This is a genomic window from Rothia sp. 88186D007BW (assembly GCF_053544215.1).
In genome coordinates, this window is record NZ_JBPPTR010000003.1 from 13,212 (window position 1) to 32,441 (window position 19,230).

General features: G+C 59.2%; 14 protein-coding genes. 4 read left to right on the forward strand and 10 right to left on the reverse strand.

What is annotated here, in order from left to right:
* Nucleotides 1–230 precede the first annotated feature (230 nt).
* Complete coding sequence (locus tag ACEE09_RS02210; protein WP_449081679.1) at nt 231–3,386, reverse strand: fibrinogen-like YCDxxxxGGGW domain-containing protein; 3,156 nt, start codon at nt 3,384–3,386, stop codon at nt 231–233.
* A gap of 6 nt (nt 3,387–3,392) precedes the next feature.
* The gene (locus tag ACEE09_RS02215; protein WP_449081681.1) at nt 3,393–4,154 is read right to left on the reverse strand and encodes a hypothetical protein; all 762 of its coding nucleotides are present in this window, start codon (nt 4,152–4,154) and stop codon (nt 3,393–3,395) included.
* A gap of 341 nt (nt 4,155–4,495) precedes the next feature.
* On the opposite strand from ACEE09_RS02215, the gene mfd reads away from it, so the two are divergent.
* Entirely contained in the window at nt 4,496–8,140 is a 3,645-nt protein-coding gene (gene mfd, locus ACEE09_RS02220) for a transcription-repair coupling factor (protein WP_449081683.1), read from the forward strand.
* Between the two features lie 158 nt (nt 8,141–8,298).
* Here the strand turns inward: mfd and ACEE09_RS02225 are convergent, their stop codons facing one another.
* The 4 genes from ACEE09_RS02225 to ACEE09_RS02240 form a co-directional block, all read right to left on the reverse strand.
* Nucleotides 8,299–8,625 carry a hypothetical protein gene (locus ACEE09_RS02225; RefSeq protein ID WP_449081685.1) on the reverse strand — a complete coding sequence of 109 codons (327 nt, stop codon included), beginning with the start codon at nt 8,623–8,625 and terminating at the stop codon, nt 8,299–8,301.
* Nucleotides 8,626–8,712: 87 nt separating this feature from the next.
* Nucleotides 8,713–9,405 carry a deoxyribose-phosphate aldolase gene (gene deoC, locus ACEE09_RS02230; RefSeq protein ID WP_449081687.1) on the reverse strand — a complete coding sequence of 231 codons (693 nt, stop codon included), beginning with the start codon at nt 9,403–9,405 and terminating at the stop codon, nt 8,713–8,715.
* A gap of 28 nt (nt 9,406–9,433) precedes the next feature.
* On the reverse strand, nt 9,434–11,122 hold the full coding sequence (locus ACEE09_RS02235; RefSeq protein WP_449081689.1) for a phospho-sugar mutase: 1,689 nt from the start codon (nt 11,120–11,122) through the stop codon (nt 9,434–9,436).
* Between the two features lie 15 nt (nt 11,123–11,137).
* Nucleotides 11,138–11,962 carry a purine-nucleoside phosphorylase gene (locus ACEE09_RS02240; RefSeq protein ID WP_449081905.1) on the reverse strand — a complete coding sequence of 275 codons (825 nt, stop codon included), beginning with the start codon at nt 11,960–11,962 and terminating at the stop codon, nt 11,138–11,140.
* An 81-nt stretch (nt 11,963–12,043) separates the two neighbouring features.
* Between ACEE09_RS02240 and ACEE09_RS02245 the strand changes: the two genes are divergently transcribed.
* Nucleotides 12,044–13,462, forward strand: coding sequence for an NAD(P)H-quinone dehydrogenase (locus ACEE09_RS02245; protein WP_449081691.1), 1,419 nt, complete (start codon nt 12,044–12,046; stop codon nt 13,460–13,462).
* Between the two features lie 88 nt (nt 13,463–13,550).
* Here ACEE09_RS02245 and ACEE09_RS02250 read toward each other — a convergent pair whose 3' ends face one another.
* The 3 genes from ACEE09_RS02250 to ACEE09_RS02260 all read right to left on the reverse strand — a co-directional run bounded on the left by ACEE09_RS02250 (nt 13,551) and on the right by ACEE09_RS02260 (nt 17,700).
* A complete protein-coding gene (locus ACEE09_RS02250; protein ID WP_449081693.1) occupies nt 13,551–14,945 on the reverse strand; it encodes an MFS transporter in 1,395 nt (464 codons plus the stop codon).
* Between the two features lie 134 nt (nt 14,946–15,079).
* On the reverse strand, nt 15,080–16,897 hold the full coding sequence (locus ACEE09_RS02255) for an acetyl/propionyl/methylcrotonyl-CoA carboxylase subunit alpha (RefSeq protein WP_449081695.1): 1,818 nt from the start codon (nt 16,895–16,897) through the stop codon (nt 15,080–15,082).
* Between the two features lie 95 nt (nt 16,898–16,992).
* On the reverse strand, nt 16,993–17,700 hold the full coding sequence (locus tag ACEE09_RS02260; protein WP_449081697.1) for a Maf family protein: 708 nt from the start codon (nt 17,698–17,700) through the stop codon (nt 16,993–16,995).
* A gap of 109 nt (nt 17,701–17,809) precedes the next feature.
* Between ACEE09_RS02260 and ACEE09_RS02265 the strand changes: the two genes are divergently transcribed.
* A complete protein-coding gene (locus ACEE09_RS02265) occupies nt 17,810–18,016 on the forward strand; it encodes a CopG family ribbon-helix-helix protein (RefSeq protein ID WP_449081699.1) in 207 nt (68 codons plus the stop codon).
* A gap of 67 nt (nt 18,017–18,083) precedes the next feature.
* The gene (locus ACEE09_RS02270; RefSeq protein WP_449081700.1) at nt 18,084–18,719 is read left to right on the forward strand and encodes a hypothetical protein; all 636 of its coding nucleotides are present in this window, start codon (nt 18,084–18,086) and stop codon (nt 18,717–18,719) included.
* Between the two features lie 2 nt (nt 18,720–18,721).
* Here the strand turns inward: ACEE09_RS02270 and ACEE09_RS02275 are convergent, their stop codons facing one another.
* Nucleotides 18,722–19,150 carry a hypothetical protein gene (locus tag ACEE09_RS02275; protein ID WP_449081702.1) on the reverse strand — a complete coding sequence of 143 codons (429 nt, stop codon included), beginning with the start codon at nt 19,148–19,150 and terminating at the stop codon, nt 18,722–18,724.
* Between the last annotated feature and the right edge of the window lie 80 nt (nt 19,151–19,230).

A 19,230-nucleotide genomic window follows, 5' to 3' on the forward strand; every position in this document is an offset into this window, starting at 1 on the left:
GCTCAAACGAGAGGAACACGCCCGAGTACTTAATTTTAGGTGAACAACTGTGCCAGCCATAGGTGAAAACTAGCCCACAAAACTATGACCTTCAATATGTTCTTACCCCAGATCCGCTGACTCATCCTGTCGGGGTGAATACCGGCGTCCGCCTCTGCCGTCTTGAAGAAAAAGACGTGGCCCGTGCTCATCGAGCACGGGCCACAGACTCTTACCAGCAGGTATGTGCCTTACTTAGTGCGCAGAACAGCTTCCATATCGAAAGTCGCGCTTTCAGAACGGCGGTAGGAATGAACCTCAACGGCAATCACGTTCTTACCCTGGTTCAGCTGGCTAGCGGGAACAACCACGGTAATCGGGGTTGCCTTAGCCAGTGAGTAGGGAACAGCCTTCTGCGCCGGGGTATTGGGCGCAGCGTTAGCCATCAGGTTGGTGCGGTTGACCTCGCGGCCGTTGACGTAGATAGCGATACCGTCATCTGCGTAGGTGGTCAGAACCAGCTCCTGGTTAGCCTGCGGGGTCAGCTGCATCTCCTTACGCAGGAACATCGACATAGGCTGATTGTAGTAGGCGAACTGGACGCGGTTTGCCAGTGAGAATTCGCCCCAACCGATGGAGGTCGGTGCAACGTACCACTGACGGGCGGTGTTATAGGCGTAGTTGGTGTTACGCCAGGTCTTGTCGTATTCGTTGGTGAGTACGAAAGCGATATCCCAGTTATCGCCCGAGGCAACAACCTTCTGATCTGCAGGCTTGACCGGTTCAACCGGAGCAACAGGCTCAGCGGGAGCGGGGTTTTCCTCAACTACCGGGGGAACCGGCTCCTCAGTGATTTCCTCAATGGGCTTCACATTCGGGTTATCGGGCTGAGCGGGGGCCTCAGTGGTGGGCTCAGCAGTAGGTTCTGCGGTGGGCTCAGCCGGAGCTTCGGTGGTGGGCTCAGCGGTAGGTTCTGCGGTGGGTTCAGCCGGAGCTTCGGTCGTGGGTTCAGCGGTCGGCTCAGCAGGTGCCTCGGTGGTGGGCTCTACCGTGGGCTCAGGAGTGGGCTGAGGCTTAGCCGCTACGGCGACCGGGGTAGAGGCAGAGACGTTACCGGCAGCATCGGAGACGCGGACGAAGTAGCGAGCGTCTTCGGTGGTGGGCAGCTTGTAGCTGGTGTCCGCCGTTGAAGCAATCACGCGGTTATCGCGCAGAATCTGGTAGGTGACACCGCGCTCAGAAACACCGGTCCATGACAGGGTATCGGTGGTTCCGTCGGTGGTGACGGAGAGGTTGGACGCGGTAGCCGGAGCAGTAGAATCAGCGGGCGCATAGCGGGCGAAACCGACAGTCTGCTGCACACCGTTGTAGCCCAGGGAGCGGGTGATATCGCCGCCAACCCAGAGGGTGCCGGTGGAGTCGGTGAAGGACGCCCAGATACCGTGACCGCGCTGGCCCTGCAGGCTGGGATTGAACTGGGGCAGAATCTCGCCGGTCTGGGCATCAAATGCAGAAATCAGACGGATGGTGTTCACACCGCTGTAAGTGGGTGCGTTCCACGGATTGTCGTGGGTGGTTGCACCGTAGTAAATCCAGTCGCCACAGTGGCAGGCGGCGTAGAGCACGTTATTGCTATCGAGTGATAGGTCCTGGAAGTCGCCGCCGCTCTTGGTGATAGCAGTGGTCAGACGGTTGCTTAGATTGGACTTATCGTACTGGGCGACGAGATGTTCAGCACCCGCAGTCCAGATAGTTGATCCGGCATCCTGCACATCGAACTGGAAGCCATCGCGATGGGTGGGGTTGGTGGCACGGTGAGACAGGGTCCACTCCCAGTTCTGGGCTGCCTTGCCGTCGGTGGTGTTGATGTAGGCCAGCTTCCATGCACGCTGGTCGTTGAGGGTTGAGAAGTAGCCGGCGATAGCGACACCCTCATCGCTTGCCGAAACACCGTTGACGGTACCGTTGGTCACGGGGCGCCAGGACCAGTCAACCGAGTTGTCGTTCAGGCGGAAACGGGCGATGTTCTTGGAGTAGGCGTAGGTATCTGAGGTGGCACCCTTAACGTGGGTGAAGTTACCGCCGATGTAGACATAGTTGCCCTGCACATCGATAGCTTTGACGAAGGAGGTGCCGCTGGCGTTGCGGTTGACAACGTCCCAGCCCAGTGAGGTGTCGGTTGCACCGGTGACGGGGTCCAGAATGACAAAGCCGTTAGAGGGTTGACCGTTGACCCGGGTGAACTCGCCACCAACTGCCAGTTTGCCGTTAGGGAGGGGTGAAATAGCCTTGACCTGGCCGTTGAGCTGGGGAGCGAAGGAACGAACCAGCTCGCCGGTGTTGACGTTGTAGCCAGCGATGAACTTCTGCTGTACCTTCTCGCCGGTGGTGGCGTTTTCGACAAAGGCGAAGTCGCCGCCGGTGTAGACGGTATCACCCAGCTGGTTAATGGCCTGGACGCGGGTGTTCAGCTCACTGGTGGAACCGGTGCCGCTGTTAGCGCTGGTACGCCAAGTGACGCGGGATGAGAAGCTAGCGGGCAGCGCACGTTCGGTAGCTGCTGCGGTACCGCTATCTGCGATGTCGGTCAGGTTCAGGTCAGCCTGGGTAAGTTTGGGGCGGACGAAAACCTGGGTGAAGGGGATACCGTAGCCGGTACCGCGAGGGCCCCACAGGTAGGAGGCGGCGGTATCGGTGCCCTGGACGTTGCGACCAAAGGCGAAGCCAATCTTCCAGGACTGGTTGCTTCGGCCGTAGAAGTTGTTGGAGTAGTAGTAGTCGTTATCGTTGGAGATACGGTTGACTGAGGTGGCTACGGATCGGTCAGCGCCCAGTGAAGGGTCATTATCGTAGCGGATGCTTTCCCAGGGGTGGTAGGCAGAGAGGGTCCACGACCAGTTTTCAGTCTTGGTGCGCTTTGCATACATGTTCTGCCAGGCGGTGCCGGCGGCATTACCCGCGCGGTAGAAGCGCACGCCGTCCTCAAGGTCCTGTACCTTGGTGTCGCCCAGCAGGGCGTCCACGGTGGAGGAGGGAAGCTGGACAGGGGAGAAGGCATCGGTGCCGTCGGGGTTAGTTGCGAGCTCGCGGGGGTCGCCCTTACCGGCGTAGTCCTCGCTCCAGCCTTCACGGCCGCGGCCAATCATGACCCAGCCACCGCCGTTGGTTTCCTGGTCACAGTAGAACTGGGCGGGGGCGTCCATTTCGTCGGTCCAGAGCCAGTAGGCACCTGACTTGGATTCGGGGTCGTTCTGCTTGATTTCCCAGCAGGACGCCGCTGCGGTTTCGGTAGTGAGACCGTTGGCTACATACTCGTTGGTTGCAATAGCGCCGGGGATGACGGAGACGCCAACGCCCAGGGCAACCGCACCAACGGCGATCTTAGTAAACAGTGAGGGTTTTTTCATGTGTGTTTAGCAATCTGCGTTGTTGGGGAAGTCGTGGGAAGCAATCTTCCATTCCCCGTTGTTTTCGACCAGAGTAAAAATGTTGAGTGAGCGGGGGAACTGGTTGGAACTGACGGTGTTACCCGCAGCATCTACAACCTTGACTCCCGAGGAATCTAGACAGACTTCCATAATCTTGGCTGCCTGGCCGTTGTACTCACCATCGGCGATGCGGGGGGTGCCCACGACGGTTGAGGTTCCCTCAACATGCCAGCCTGACTGGGCGTACTCGGTTGCGGTAGCAAGGTACTGGTCAAGGGCTGTGCCGGTGGCTGCTGCTTCAAGCTGCGCTGTGGTTTCTGCAGAGACGTAGCTATCAACCGCGTTTTCGTTGGCTTGAACGCTTTCGGTATCGCTGGAAATTTCTTCCCCGGTGCTGTTTGCATCGCTGGACCCGGTAGCTGGTTCAATTCCGCCAAGCGCCCCTTGGATAGCGGTGTAGAGCTGTTCGGTGGTTTGAACTTCTTCGGTGTCTACAGCGGCTTCGCTCGCTTCAGCGAGGGCTTCGGAACCCGCGAAGTTTTCGGTGAGCGCTTCACCGGCGCTATTTGTTGCGGTTGCCGCTGCTGCAGAGGCTGAGCTTGAAGCACTTTCAGAGCTGCTAGCGTTGCTGTCGGATGAGCCGCAGGCCGCCAGGGCTAGAGTGGCGCTGGCGCACAGGGCAAGGACGCCGGTGCGCAGGCTGGGCGCGCGCAGGGCAGCAGAGAGGGGTGTCCCTAATTGTTTCATTAAGTCCCTAAAAGTTGTGGTGCGTGGTGGGGTAAAGCTCGCTGGTGCTCCGTGCGAAAGGAGTGGGGTTTTGCCAGAGTGCTTTACCGGTCATCTCATACTACCGGTTGGTCCTCGGGTGGGTTAATAGCCTTAGGCGGAAAAGATGGGGTTACTCGGTAGTAACTTATGGGGACAAGAATGGTTTTCCTCGAAAATACTATTGGTGTTTATCACACTTGTATTAGTTATTTCCTTGAATAGAGACTTCTACCGTCTTAGCGGTTTAGCCCTTAGGGTAGTGAAGATGCCTGTGGGATAATGGAGCCTGCACCAACCGGCCTTACCCCAGGGGAGCGAAGATGTCACTGAGCGGCCTTGCCCAAGCCCTCACCCACGAGCCCAGCTATACCGCAATCATCACCCAGGCAGGTACAGACCCCAAAGCCCGCCTCGATGAATTTCTGATTGGCTCTCCTGACGGGGCCAGGCCCTTTCTGCTTGCCGGTATAGCCCAGCAACTTGCCGCCCAGAACGAGCCGACCCCGCCCGTCCTGCTAGCTGTCACCGCTACCGACCGCGAGGCTGAAGACACCGTCACCGCCCTAGAATCGGTGCTAGAGCCTGGACAGGCCCAGCTCTTCCCGGCCTGGGAAACCCTGCCCCATGAGCGTCTCTCCCCGCGAAGCGATACCGTGGGCCAGCGCCTAGCGGTCTTGCGCGCCCTCGCCGAGGGGGGTGCGTCCGCTCCCCGGGTGCTCGTTGCCCCTATCCGCTCGGTGCTGCAGCCCCTGGTCGCAGGTCTCGAAAAAATGCAGCCGGTGACCCTGCGGATGGGCGAAGAACAAGACTTTGATGCCCTGATTAAATCTCTCGCATCGGCCGCCTATTCCCGCGTTGACCTGGTGTCAAAGCGCGGAGAATTTGCCGTGCGCGGCGGCATTATCGATATTTTCTCACCGACCGCAGCTCACCCCGCCCGTATCGAATTCTTTGGGGACGAGGTCGAGAATATCCGCTGGTTCTCGGTTGCTGACCAGCGCACCCTGCCCGGCAAAGACCACCCCACCGAGCTACTCGCCCCTCCCTGCCGCGAACTCCTGATTACCCCCAGCGTGATGAGCCGGGCAGCCAGGCTCAAAGGGTCCTTCCCGGGCGCTGCCGCCATGCTCGAAAAAATTGCCGGTGGTATTTATGTTGAGGGCATGGAGTCCCTGATTCCCCTGCTGGTTGACGATATGGTGACCCTGCTCGACCACCTGCCCCCGGGGTCCCTGCCCCTCATTATCGAGCCGGAAAAGGTACGCTCCCGCGCAACCGACCTGGTTGCTACCAACGAGGAGTTCCTGCTGGCTGCCTGGGATTCTGTCACCGACACTACGGACGCCCCCATCGACCTGGGTGCCAACGGCCCCGATGGTCTGAGCGCCGGTAGCTTCCGCACCATTGCCGCCCTGCGAGAAACCGCCCTCGCGAAGGGCTTTGGCTGGTGGGCTATGACGGCCCTGGGCGTTGACGACGCCATCGATGACGGGATTGACTCGGTCCAGCTGGCTGCCCGTGCCCCCCATACCTACTCGGGCAACGTGACCGAGCTGCTGACCGAAGTTGGGAAGAAGGTAAAGGACGGGTGGCGGATTACCGTGGTGACCGACGGGCCAGGCCCGCTCACCCGCCTGCTTGACCTTTTCCAGGAAGCCGAGATACCGGCGTCTCGCGTGGACAGCCTGACGAAACTGCCTGAGCCGGGCATCATCGAGATGACCACCGCCTCCATGGGGCGCGGCTTCATGATGGACGGCGAAAAGCTGGGTCTACTGACCGAGGCAGATATCCTGGGCCGCACCAGCCCCTACGCCACCCGCGACCTGCGCAGCGGTAAGCTACCGGTGCGCCGCCGCAAGAACGCGGTTGACCCCATGAGCCTGTCAGCCGGCGACTATGTGGTGCACGAACAGCACGGTATCGGCCAGTTTGTCGAGCTGATCCAGCGCCCCATTGCCGGGGCAACCGTCATGCCCGGGCAGCCCAAGCCCATGAAGGAATACCTGGTGCTGGAGTACGCCCCCTCCAAACGGGGCGGGCCCAAGGACCGCCTTTTTGTGCCCTCGGACCAACTGGACCAGGTCTCTAACTACGTGGGTGGCGATGCCCCGGTGCTCTCAAAGATGGGTGGCTCCGACTGGGCTAAGACCAAGTCAAAGGCCCGCAAGGCCGTCAAGGAAATTGCTGCTGACCTGATTAAACTCTACTCAGCCCGCCAGGCCTCCCGCGGCCACGCCTTCGGCCCAGACACCCCCTGGCAGCGGGAACTGGAAGAAGCCTTCCCCTACAACGAAACCCCCGACCAGCTCTCGGCTATCAACGAGGTCAAGGCCGACATGGAGCGCGAAATCCCCATGGACCGCCTGATCTCGGGCGATGTGGGCTACGGCAAGACCGAAATCGCGGTACGTGCTGCCTTCAAGGCTGTGCAGGACGGCAAACAGGTGGCCGTCCTCGTTCCCACCACCCTGCTGGCCCAGCAGCACTACGAGACTTTTACCGAGCGTTTCTCGGGCTTCCCGGTCTCCATCAAGGTGCTCTCCCGCTTCCAGAAGGCTAAGGAGTCAGCTGAAATCGCTGAGGGCATTAAGAACGGGTCGGTCGATGTGGTCGTCGGTACCCACCGCATACTTTCCGAGTCGGTGGACTGGAAGGACCTGGGCCTGGTCATTATCGATGAGGAACAGCGCTTTGGCGTTGAGCACAAGGAAAAGCTCAAAACCATGCGCACCAACGTGGACGTGCTGGCCATGAGTGCTACTCCCATCCCGCGAACCCTGGAGATGTCCCTAACCGGCATCCGCGAGACGTCCACCCTTGCCACCCCGCCCGAGGAACGTCACCCCGTCCTCACCTTTGTCGGCCCCCGCACCGACAAGCAAATTACCGCCGCCATCCGCCGCGAACTTATGCGAGAGGGGCAGGTCTTTGTGGTGCACAACCGGGTTTCAACCATCGAAGAGACCGCCAACGAGATTCAAAAACTCGTTCCCGAGGCCCGCATCGCGGTTGCCCACGGGCGCATGAGCGAATCCCGCCTTGAAAAAATCATCGTGGACTTCTGGGAACGTAAGTTCGACGTGCTGGTCTCGACCACCATCGTCGAAACCGGCCTGGATATCTCAAACGCCAACACCCTAATTGTCGACCAAGCCCAGAATTACGGCCTGTCCCAGCTCCACCAGCTGCGCGGACGCGTGGGGCGCGGCCGCGAGCGCGCCTACGCCTACTTCCTCTACCCGGCTGAGAAGGTGCTGACCGAGGTCGCCCATGAGCGTCTGAAGGCGGTGGCGACCCACAACGAACTGGGCGCCGGTATGCGCTTGGCCATGAAGGACCTAGAAATTCGCGGTGCCGGTAACCTACTGGGCGGTGAACAGTCGGGCCATATCGCCGGTGTTGGCTTTGACCTTTACCTTCGCCTTGTGGGGGAGGCCGTGGCTAACTTCCAGCACAGGGAGAAGGAAGAAGCTCCCGCTGAGATTAAGGTCGATCTGCCGGTCAACGCCCACATGCCGCACGACTACGTGAGTTCAGAGCGCCTGCGCCTGTCTGCCTATCGGCAGATTGCCCAGGCCCAGACCGCTGAAGAACTGGCAGAGGCCCGCGAAGAACTGGTTGATCGATACGGCACCCCGCCTGCCCCGGTTGAAAACCTGTTCAAGGTTGCAGCGCTTCGCCAGCGCGCTCGCGCTGTGGGGCTGAGCGAAATCGTGGCGATGGGCCCCAAGGTGCGTTTCTTCCCGGCCAATGACCTGCCGGAGTCCCGCCAGATGCGACTAGATCGCATGTACCCGGGTGCCCAGTACCGTCAGATTCCGGGTACCGAGAACTGGCAGATTCTGGTGCCCCGCCCCAAGACGTCCGCTGTTGGGGGTAAAGACCTGGTGGACGACGCCATGGTGGAGTGGACTGAGCAGTTCATCCACGCTATCTTCGAGGCCGGCGTCGCCGCTTCATAGGGCAAAAGGTACCACCTAAGTAAGAAAAACCCACCTAGTTCGTGGGTTTTTCTCGTTTAGATGGTACCTACCGTATCGGTGCTTCTGGAAACACAGATAAGGGGCAGCCCACCTGTTATAGGTGGGCTGCCCCTTAGATTGAAACTGTAGGTATCTCTTTACTTGAGGAAGAGATCTGCGCCGCCGGTGTGCTGCTTCTCGTTGGTCTTCGAAGGCAGGAACCACAGGGGGATGATGAAGGTGACGCCGTAGAGCAGAACAGCTACGGTCCACCAGCCCCAGCCACCCTCGGGGTACATGCCCAGGGTGTAGAGGCAGCCCAGCAGCAGTACGAAGCAGAGAACGAAGAGGGCGATGTTTGAGCCCAGCTCCTTGGTGCCTGAGTACTGGGGGGTGCCGCTACGCGCGGGAGCACCGGATTCCATCCCGAAGGATTCAACGTTGGAACGCTTCTCAGCGTCTGACTGAGCAGTGGTCTTAGCCATGGGGAAGTCCTTTTCGTGTGTGTACTTTATTACTCAGTATAGGTGCTGCCTCAGCGGTTCGCACCATATGACAGAGAAGAACCTGGCTTAGTAGCCGCCCTCTGCCGCTTCGCCGGCGCCGATGATGGCGATGCCCTTTGAAGCACCGATGCGGGTGGCGCCTGCTTCAATCATGGCCAGGGCTTCTTCGCGGGTGCGGACGCCGCCCGAGGCCTTCACGCCCAGGTCAGGTCCAACGGTGGCGCGCATCAGGGCGATATCTTCGACGGTTGCGCCGGAGGACGAGTAGCCGGTGGAGGTCTTGACGAAGTCGGCCCCGGCTTCAACAGATGCCTGACAGGCCACAACCTTCTGGTCGTCGGTCAGCTCGGAGGTCTCGATAATGACCTTGAGCAGGGCACCACCGGCGTGTGTTGACTCGGCGACAGCCTTGATATCGGCAACCAGGGCCTCCTTCTTGTTGGCACGGGCATCGGCGATGTTGATGACCATATCAACTTCGCGGGCACCGGCTTCAACGGCGGTCTTGGCTTCAAAAGCCTTGACTACGGTGGCGCTGGCGCCGAAGGGGAAGCCTACGACCACGCAGGGGACGGAGGCAGACCCGGCAAGTTCTTCGGCCAGCACGGGGGCCCAGACGGGATTAGCGCAGACAGAGGCGAAGCCGTACTGCTTGGCTTCGGCACAAAGGCGTCGGACGTCCTCTTCTGAGGCAGAGGGGGCCAGGATGGTGTGGTCAATCATGGCAGCCAAATCGGCTGATGAGAGTTCGAGAGTCATGGTGTTCTTCCTTGAAATCTTGGTTCGGTTAGAGGCCCAGAGCCGCTGACATGTCTGCCTTAAGCAGGGCCAGCTTGGTATCGGCTACGGAGCGGGCATCGGCGACGGTGGTGCTGACAGGTACGACCACTTCCAGGTAGCACTTGAGCTTGGGCTCGGTGCCGGAGGGGCGCACAATGACGCGAGTGGAATCCTCGGTGTAGTAGCGCATACCGTCGGTGGGGGGTAGGGTATCGGTGCCCTCGGTAAGGTCCTCTACCGATACCACGGGGGACTCAGCCAGTTCAGCCGGAGGGGTAGCGCGCAGACGCTGCATCATGGCAGGAATTTGGGCTAGGTCGTCTACACGTACAGAGAGCTGGTCGGTGGCGTAGAGGCCATGCTCGGTGGCAATCTCGTCAAGGAGCGCGGGGAAGGAGGAACCGGCGTCCTTGAGCTCCTGGGCGTAGTCGGCCATGACCAGGGCTGCCGAGATGCCGTCCTTGTCGCGTACCTGGGCGTGATCGACGCAGTAGCCCAGCGCTTCTTCGTAGCCGAAGGTCAGGTTATCGACACGGGCAATCCATTTGAAACCGGTCAGGGTTTCGCGATGGGCCACGCCTGCTGCCTTGGCGATAGCTCCGGCCAGACGGGAGGAGACAATTGAGTTAGCGAAAGTGGCCTCTGCGGGGTCGCTGACGGACGCCAGCACACGGGTAGCCAGGATTGCTCCGGCTTCGTCGCCGCGCAGCATAGCCCAAGTGCCGTTTCGTTTGACAGCGAAAGCCGCGCGGTCAGCGTCCGGATCGTTGGCAATGATGAGGTCAGCGTCAATCTTCTCAGCTAGAGCCATAGCCAAATCAAGGGCACCGGGCTCTTCGGGATTAGGGAAGGCGACGGTGGAGAAGAGCGGGTCGGGCTCAGCCTGTTCAGGTACGAGGGTGACGTTAGCGAAGCCAGCCTGGCGCAGCACAGCTTCAGCGGTCTGACCTCCAACACCGTGCATGGGGGTCAGCACGATCTTGAGGTCGCGGTCCTTCTGCTCGACCAGCGGGGTAACGCGGGCAATGTAGTCGGCTGCTACGCTCTCGGGCAGTACCGTCCAGCCGTCGGCTGCCAGAACCGGAGTGTCAACAGCTGCGATTGCGGCTGCGATATCCCCGTCGTAGGGAGGGATAATCTGGGCCCCGCGGGCACCTGGTTCAACGGCGGCTCCACCCAGGTAGACCTTGTAGCCGTTGTCGTTAGGGGGATTGTGGGAGGCAGTGACCATGACGCCAATTTCGGCGCCGTATTCGCGGGTCGCCCAGGCGGTTACGGGAGTGGGCAGGGCAGAGGGCATGAGGTGAACCTCGATACCGGCTGCGGTGAAAATAGCTGCTGTGTCGAGGGCGAAGATATCCGAATTCTTGCGGGCATCAAAGCCCACCACAGCGGAAATCTTCTCCCAGCCTTCAGCGGACGCGCGCGCGGTGGCGTAGTCTGCCAGGCCCTGGGCGGCACGCTGAACGACGACGCGGTTCATGCGCATGGGGCCAGCGCCCAGTTCGGCTCGCAGACCTGCGGTTCCGAACTGGAGGGTTCCCGAGAAGCGGTCGGCCAGATCAGCGGTTGCGGCCGCATCGCCTGCCTCAACCTGGGCGATGATGCTCTCAAGCTGGGCTTTGGTTTCTGTATCGGGGTCGATAGCGGCCCAGATGCGGGCTTGCTCAAGGAGCTGCTGAGTATCGAGTGACATGGTCTTTCCTTGTCCTTAGAGGGCCGCGATAATGTCTGCGAGCAGGCGGGAAATGCGGGGGCCAGCAGCTTCACCGGCCTCAATGACCTCTGCGTGAGAGAGGGGGGTCTCCTGGATACCGGCGGCCAGGTTGGTGACGAGTGAAATACCAAAGACCTCAAGGCCGGCTGCGCGGGCGGCAATGGCTTCAAGAGCGGTGGACATGCCCACTAGATCAGCACCCAGTACACCTGCCATCTTAACCTCAGCCGGAGTCTCGTAGTGGGGGCCGGGGAACTGCATGTAAACGCCCTCCTGCAGGGAGGGGTCAATGCCGCGGGCAATCTCGCGGATGCGAGGGGAGTACAGGTCGGTTAGGTCAACGAAGTGAGCACCGGTGAGCGGGGAGGCTGAGGTGAAGTTCAGATGGTCAGAGATCAGGACGGGTTCACCGGCGGAGTAGGCGGGGCTCAGGCCGCCACAGCCGTTGGTGAGAATCATGGTCTCAGCGCCTGCGGCAGCTGCGGTGCGTACACCGTGGACGACAGCGTCAACGCCACGGCCCTCGTAGAAGTGGGTGCGGGAGCCAATCACCAGGGCTCGCTTGCCGCTTTCGGTCAGAATTGAGGTCAGGGTACCGGGGTGGCCCACCACAGCGGCCTTGTGGAAGCCAGGTACCTCATCGGCTGAGAGAACATGGGTGGCCTCGCCAATGAGTGAGGCAGCCTCGCCCCAGCCAGAACCCAGCGTCAGCGCCAGGTCGTGCTTCTCGACGCCGGTTTTCTCAGCAATGAAGTCCGCGGCCTCACGGGCACGAACCAGTGCCGGGTGGTTGGGATCAGCGGTGGAAACAGCGGAAATATTTGAATCATTCAACACCCTTCTACGGTACCAAACCTGCCCAGAGTTGAGCGCGCGTGCGATGTGCGACACAATAAAAGGGTGACTCTCAAAACAGACTACGCATCACACAAGATTGTTATTCTCGGTGGTGGCCCTGGCGGTTATGAGGCCGCTCTTGTTGCCGCTAGCCACGGCGCCGACGTCACTATCATCGAAGATAAAGGTATCGGCGGCTCAGCCGTCCTCACCGACGTCGTACCCTCCAAAACCCTCATCGCCAGCGCGGACGCCCGCAACCGCTTCGGCAAAGCCCAAGAACTCGCCATCTCAGTAGGCGACGACGACAACCCACCCCCCATCTCCGTTGACCTGGCCAAGGTCAACCAGCGCCTCATCGACCTAGCCCACCAACAATCCCACGACATTAAACGCACCCTAGAACGCAGCGGTGTCAAAGTCATTGAGGGCCGCGGCAAGCTCATCGACCCCCACACCGTACAGGTAACCGACTCCACCGGCCTCACCTACGATTTGACCACCGAATTCATTATTCTGGCCGTGGGCACCCACCCCCGCGAGCTACCTACCGCCCAGCCCGATGGTAAACGCATCCTCAACTGGACCCAGCTCTACTCCCTAGAAGAACTCCCAGAAAATCTAATTGTGGTCGGCTCTGGCGTCACCGGCGCAGAATTCGCCTCCGCCTACAACGGCCTAGGCTCCCAAGTCACCCTGATTTCTTCTCGCGACCGGGTGCTCCCCGGTGAGGACGAGGACGCCGCCACCGTCCTTGAAAACGTCTTTGAGCGCCGCGGGGTGCGCGTCATGCCCCGCTCACGTGCTGATGCCGCCTGCTACAACGAGACCGGGGACGGCGTCATCGTCACCCTAGGGGACGGGCGTAAAGTCGCAGGCTCCCATGTGCTCATCGCTGTAGGCTCTATCCCCAACACCGACAACCTGGGCCTAGAAGAAGCTGGGGTCGAAGTCAGCGAGTCAGGGCACATTAATGTTGATCGTGTCTCGCGCACCAATATTCCCAATATTTACGCAGCCGGTGACTGCACCGGGGTCTACCCGCTCGCTTCTGTAGCGGCCATGCAGGGCCGGGTTGCTGTCTCCCACATGCTCGGTGATAGCGTCAAACCCCTGCGCACCCACCAGGTAGCAGCCAACATTTTCACCTCCCCAGAAATCGCAACAGTTGGTATTAGCCAAAGCGAAATCGAATCAGGTAAATACCAGGCCGATATGGTCATGTTGCCGCTGGCTACTAACCCCCGCGCCAAGATGATGGCAGTGGAGGACGGTTTCATCAAAATCTTTGCCCGCAAGCACTCAGGGACTGTTATCGGTGGCGTGGTGGTAGGGCCCCGCGCCTCAGAGCTGATCTTCCCCCTGTCCCTAGCTATTGATAAGAAGCTACACGTTGATGATATAGCCGAAACCTTCACGGTCTACCCCTCACTGACCGGCTCCATTTCAGAAGCGGCCCGCCAGCTACACATCATGCAGTAGCACACCTCATAGAAGAAGGGAGGGGTAGCGCTCGCTCAGTGCTGAGCGGGTGCTACCCCTCCCTTATGGGTGAAGGTTCATCTTCTCCTTATTTGATGCGGGCCATGGTGGTCAGGTCCACATCGCGGGTTTCATGGGTGATAGCCATGAAGAAGAGGGTCAGGACGCTGGTTGCGGCCAGGTAGAGACCAACGGCACCCACACCGCCGTTAGCATTCAGCCAGACCGCAGCGTAGGGGGTCAGGGCTGCACCCAGGATGGATGAGACGTTGTAGCTCATACCTGAGGCAGTGTAACGGACGTGGGTGGGGAAGAGCTCAGGCAAGTAGGCGCTCATGGAGCCGAAGGTGAGGCCCATCAGAATCATGCCGATTGCCATGAAGAGGACGATACGGCCGGTGTTGGCGTTCTCGCCGGTGCCTACAACCTGGGGGTCCATGAGGAAGCCGAAGGAGAGGCCGAAGACCAGAATTGCGGCGGTGATGACCAGCTGGGAAGAGCGGCGACCGTACTTATCTGCTAGCCAGCCGGAGACCGGGATCATGGCTGCCAAGAAGAGGATGGTGATGAGCTGGATGATAAGGAAGGAGCGGTAGGGGATACCCAGGCCGCCCTCTTCTGGCTTGCCGATACCGAAGGAGAGGATCCAGGCGGTCATCAGGTAGAAGAGTACGTAGTTAGCCAGCATGATGAAGGTGCCCTGAATCATGGGCCACCAGGCAATCTTGAAGGCTTCAGCCAGGGGGGCCTTGACCTTCTGGTTCTGGTTGAGGGCCTGCTTGAAGACAGGGGTTTCTTCCAGCTTGAAACGGACGTAGAGGCCCACCGCTACCATGACGATGGAGGCGATGAAGGGAACACGCCAGCCCCAGACCAAGAAGGTGTGGTCGATGGAGTCACCGGCTGCCAGGGAGGTAAAGCCCATGGCGACGGTCAGCAGTAGCATGAAGCCGTTGGCCAGAATGAAGCCGAACGGGGCGCCGAGCTGGGGCCACATGGCGGCGCGGCCGCGCTTGCCCTTTTCAGCGTATTCGGTGGCTAGTAGGGCTGCGCCAGACCATTCGCCGCCCAGGCCCAGGCCCTGGCAGAAACGTAGGATGGTCAGCATGGCAGGTGCCCACAGGCCGATCTGGTAGTAGGTGGGTAGTAGGCCGATGAAGAAGGTTGCGATACCCATGGTCAGCAGTGCACCGACCAGGGTTGCTTTACGGCCTACCTTGTCACCGAAGTGCCCGAAGACGACAGAGCCGATGGGGCGGGCGATAAAGGCTGCTGCGAAGGTTGCCATGGAGGCTAGGAGCTTGGCGGTTTCGTCCTCGCCGGTGAAGAAGAGGGCGGGGAAGACTGCTACAGCTGCGGTGGCGTAGATGTAGAAGTCGTAAAATTCAATGGTGGTGCCAATGAGTGAGGCCAAGATGACGCGGCTGCGGGGTACGGGCTTATGGGCCGTAGTAGGCGCTGGGGTTACAGCTGGTGTGCTCACAAGATCTCTTTCTAGAGGTATGCGTGACGTGTTGTATTGTTTTACTCTAAAACCGATGTCCCCTAGCTGAAACCCAGATTCCACTATGTGAGCAATAGTGGTGGGGTGTAGCGAATACCTGCACCCCACAAGGACTACTTGATAGTAGCGATCACCGCACCAGCTGAAACAGTATCGCCAGTCTTCAGCTTAAGACCAGTGACCTTACCCGCCTTATGGGCGGTAATGGGCTGCTCCATCTTCATGGCCTCAAGCACCACAATCAGATCACCTTCGGCAACCTTAGCGCCATCCTTAACAGCGACCTTGACGATAGTGCCCTGCATGGGGCTGGTCAGCTCATTACTGTTAGCAGAACCGGACGCACCGCCGCGGCTGGAACGAGACTTACGAGCCTTAGAGGCAGCAGCAGCCTTAGAAGCAGTACCACCCAGAGCCGGAAGGACTACCTCCATCCGCTTACCATTGACCTCAACAGTAATCTTCTGGCGCTCATCATCCCCCTCAGCCAGAGTAAGAGCACCATTATAGGAGGGTAGAGTGTTCTTGAACTCGGTTTCAATCCAACGGGTATGAACCGCAAAATCAGCCCCATCAGCGGGAGCAAAAGCTGGCTCATCAAGCACCGCACGGTGGAAATTAGCAACAGTAGGCATACCCTCAATCACCAGCTCATCCAAGGCACGGCGAGCCCGCTGCAAGGCCTGCTCACGGGTGGCACCAGTGACAATGAGCTTAGCAATCATAGAGTCAAAGTTGCCGCTGACAGTATCGCCTGCAATAACACCTGAATCCCAGCGGACGCCCGGGCCTGCCGGTACTACCAGCTTGTCGATGGTGCCAGGGGAAGGCATGAAGCTGCGCCCGGCGTCCTCACCATTAATACGGAACTCAAAAGAATGACCGCGCACCACAGGGTCAGTGGCCTCAATGGTCTCACCACGGGCAATGCGGAACTGCTCACGCACCAGGTCAATACCGGTCACCTCTTCAGAAACCGGGTGCTCAACCTGCAAACGAGTATTAACTTCAAGGAAAGAGATAGTACCGTCAGTACCTACCAGGAACTCACAGGTACCAGCGCCCTGGTAGCCTGCCTCCCGCAAAATAGCCTTAGACGCCTCATACAGACGCTCATTCTGCTCATCAGTCAGGTAAGGGGCAGGGGCCTCTTCGACCAGTTTCTGGTTGCGGCGCTGTAAGGAGCAGTCACGGGTAGACACTACCACCACGTTACCGTGGGCATCAGCCAGGCACTGGGTTTCAACATGGCGGGGCGAATCAAGGAAACGCTCAATGAAGCACTCGCCGCGGCCAAAGGCTGCAATAGCCTCACGGACAGCTGACTCGTAGAGCTCACCAATACCCTCACGTTCGCGGGCAACCTTAATGCCGCGCCCACCGCCACCAAAAGCAGCCTTAATAGCAACAGGTAAGCCGTACTCGTCAGCAAAAGCCTCAACCTCAGCAACGCTCTTGACAGGGTCCTTAGTGCCCGGAACCAGAGGGGCACCCACCTTCTCAGCGATATGACGGGCAGCTACCTTATCACCCAGACGGTTAATAGACTGAGGGGAAGGGCCAATCCAAGTAAGACCGGCATCAATGACCTGCTGAGCAAACTGGGCATTCTCAGAAAGGAAACCATAACCGGGATGCACAGCATCGGCACCAGAACGCTGAGCGACCTCAAGCAGCTTATCCATAACCAGGTAAGACTCAGCGGCGGTGGCGCCACCGAGGGCATAAGACTCATCAGCGAGCACCACATGCTGGGCTTCACGGTCAGGCTCTGCGTAGACAGCAACCGTGGAAATTCCCTCATCCTGGGCGGCACGAATCACACGCACGGCAATCTCACCGCGGTTGGCAATCAGTACCTTGCTGACGGGGCCGGTGTGACGACCTTTCACCGGGGTAAAAGTCTGGGCCAGGTCATTGTGTGCAGTCACTGTAAAAGCTCCTCGGGTTGATGCGCCGATGCCGGCAAGCACGCATTGCTGTGAGACGCCGAAAAACGGCGCCTCACAATATCGTATCTTGAAATTTATCGCGAAGTTTTCCAAATGGTGTTGATTGAAACACCAAAGTCAGCCAGCATTCTGCGCAGAGCATGAATAGAGAGGCCCACCACCGTATGGTACTCGCCCTCAATACCCTTAATAAAAGCCGCACCAAAGCCATCAATGGTGAAAGACCCCGCCACCCACAGGGGCTCCCCCGTAGCCACATAGGCACGGGCCTCCTCCTGGCTGAAGGTATCAAAATGCACGGTAGCTGTACGCAGCTCGCCAGCCTCTCCACAGTCAGCGCCCTGACCTGCTGTCCCGACCCGAGTATCAACCAGCCAATGGCCCGTGTGCAGCCGCCCGCTGCGTCCGCTCATTGCGGTAATCCGTTCCAGAGCTTTCTCAGCACTACCGGGCTTACCGTAGGCGGCACCATCGAGCTCAAACACAGAGTCACACCCCAACACCAGGGCACCAGCAGCCTCAGGGAGGGCAGCCACAGCCTGGGCCTTGGCTTTAGCCAATAACTGGGCGGTCTGGGCCGGGGTAATGTCACCCAGCCCCGCCTTATCGGCAGCCTGCTGGGCTTGGCGCAGAGCAGCCTGCTCATCAACATCGCTGACAATTACGGTGAAGCGGACGCCAGCGTCCTCCAAAAGTTTCTTACGGGCAGGGGAAGAGGAGGCAAGGACGAGCCGCACCGGCTGATCACTCGGCGCAGCTGTGGTTTCAGTGAGGTTTTGCATGGGTAACAGTCTAACGGGGTCTAGTAGGTCTACAGCCTAAAGCCTTGGCGCCAGGTGAAATGTGCAAAGCGGTATAGAGCCTGTGGTATCACCTTGGTATTGTTGAGATATGGCTCTTAGCCTACGACTTCCTGAAGATTTAGACCACCAGCTTGCAGATTTAGCAGAGCGTGAGCATTCATCTAAACACTCCCTCATTGTTGAAAGCGTCCGTCGCCTGCTGGAGGAAAGAGATCACCGCGCAATGGTAGAAGAGGGACTTGCATATGCCCTTGAACATGATGCGAAAACCTTGGAACGACTAGCCGACTCATAAATGCAACGAAAGAGACAGTAGGGCCTGGGTGCGCATCCCCACGGATTAAACAAACGAAAGATAACTTGTGACGTATTCTGACATCCGACTCTGCTCTCTTAAAGAGGTGAGTGACATGGTGGGCCGCCCGCTGGCTCAGGTGCAGATACTGGACCGGGCTCATGCCTTGGGGCGTGCATACACCACCGGCGCTAAGTCACGTTATTACCCCTATGAGCGAGTGGCTGAGCTCGCTTCTGCTCCACGCTGGGATAAGCCGGGCTTCATTCAACGGCTAGCTGAGCTAGGTGTTCGGGGTCAAAAAGTTGTTATTTTGCGGCAAATCGATGCCCAACCTACTGGAAGCCCGGCAGGGCGTACCTGGTATGGGTTTGATATGGCAGCTGAAATGTCTGAAGACACTACCGTTCGAGCAGGCCAAACAGATGCTTCACGGATGGCCTGGAAGGTTAGCTCTTCTAACCTGTCTTTGATTCGTTCTCTAGCCCCAGGGCAGACCCTTCCTCTTGTTATTACTGTGGGCGGGCTAGTGGTTGCCGGGCGAGAAATTATAGGTGTGGATGAGGCTATCACCGCTGAGATGGGTGACCTTGTGGCATTTGAGGTTCAGGACGCTGGCCCCTGGCTGGAAGCAGTGAGGTTTAGTTGGCTTAACTCTGGGCCTGGTCAGCCAATTCTCTGGTGGGATCTACCCCAAGGGTAGGCCTAGGGGACTCGAATCATTGAGCCGTCCCAGAGGGTTAGCGTATGGGAGACGGATTCTATATCGATGGTGAGCTTCCAATCTGCGTAGGTACTGCCTGGGCTGAGTCTGGCTTGCTGGTGGCAGTGCGGATTCTGGATAAGGACTTCTAACTCTTGTGGTGTTGGAGAAAACGGAATAAGCCAGGTGGTGTTGATGCCGAGTGCTTCTAGGTCGCTGTAGGAATTGCATCTGATAGGGGCGAGCGTAACGGTTTGCGCGGTGAGCGCCAGGACGACGTAGAAGCCGGTTTGGGCGAAAGGGTCGAGCTGCCCTTTGGGAATGGGGCAGCGGTTCCTTGTCTTGGGGCGCAGGTTGAAGTGGTAAAAAATCTGGCCGACAGTGATTCCCAGGTCTGTGGGTCCAGTGGGCTGCTCAGAGGAAGGGTTCATGACACACCTTTTTCTAACTGGTTGATTTAACTAGATAAGAGTATAGTGTGGGTAGTGTGAGGTGTCACCACGCCTGTGGG